The organism is Sporolactobacillus sp. CQH2019, assembly GCF_028765345.1.
Classification (GTDB): Bacteria; Bacillota; Bacilli; order Bacillales; family Sporolactobacillaceae; genus Sporolactobacillus.
In genome coordinates, this window is sequence record NZ_JARAJZ010000048.1 from 1 (window position 1) to 616 (window position 616).

A 616-nucleotide genomic window follows, 5' to 3' on the forward strand; every position below is an offset into this window, starting at 1 on the left:
TTACGCGGCTTATTACGTTTTCTTGGGCGCCCATATTTACTGACTAACCCATTTTCACTTAGTATTTTGCTGATTTTAAATTCACTTATCCTAACGCCTTTTCTAAGAAGTGCTTTTCTAATTCTTATACGTCCGTAGGCTCCGTTATGTTTATGGAAACAGTTAATTACATCTATTTCACCATTAATTTTTTTAACTTTCTTCATAGCTTTTTTATGCTTATAATAACCACTTCTTGACACTTTCAGAATACGGCATACCATGCTTGTGTCATATTTTTTAAGCTCTTTTACTGCAAAATCTAATCTTGCTGCTTTGCTTTCGCAAAGTATGCCGCTGCTTTTTTTAAAATTTCATTTTCTTGTTTAAGAAGCTCTAATTTCTTCTCTAACTCCTTCACTTTTGCATCTTCAGATTTTAAATGACCTTTACCTACAAAAGCCTCATCACCATAGGTTTTGTACTCATTAACCCATCTATAAACCATTACGTGATATAACCCAAATTGCTTTGCGACAATCTTAGGTTTTAGGTTATCTTCAATTACTAATTTGCATATTTCAATTTTAAAATCCCTTGTATAATATCTTGCCATAATATACCTCCATATAATACA

Annotated in this window: 2 protein-coding genes; both read right to left on the reverse strand. The window is 32.0% G+C overall.

From position 1 onward, the window contains the following. A partial coding sequence (locus OYT88_RS20725) for an IS3 family transposase (RefSeq protein ID WP_274402261.1) occupies positions 1–206 on the reverse strand: 206 nt, incomplete at its 3' end. 95 nt (positions 207–301) lie between these two features. Beyond that, positions 302–616: transposase (locus OYT88_RS20730; protein ID WP_274402262.1), on the reverse strand; the 315-nt coding region annotated here is incomplete at its 5' end.